General features: G+C 52.2%; 1 pseudogene. It reads right to left on the reverse strand.

The annotated features are described in order from the left end of the window. Positions 1-196, reverse strand: a pseudogene (locus HJY11_RS13735) (hypothetical protein); the annotation flags it as partial. Between the last annotated feature and the right edge of the window lie 36 nt (positions 197-232).

Genomic DNA, 232 nt, shown 5'->3' on the forward strand with positions numbered 1-232 from the left:
CTCCCAGATGAAATCCGACGTTCTGATAGCCGAAACGGCCATGAACCAGACCAGAGAGAATATGCTCCGCCGTATGTTGCTGCATCCTGGAGAAACGGACCTTCCAGTCAATCTCTCCCTCGACTGTATCTCCCTCCTGAAGTGGTCCCTCAGTATAGTGTAGGACCTCTCCATCTCTTTCCTTGGTATCTCTCACACGGACGCCGCCAAGCGTTCCAATATCACCATACTG

It is taken from the genome of Bittarella massiliensis (ex Durand et al. 2017), from assembly GCF_017566145.1.
Classification (GTDB): Bacteria; Bacillota; Clostridia; order Oscillospirales; family Ruminococcaceae; genus Bittarella; species Bittarella massiliensis_A.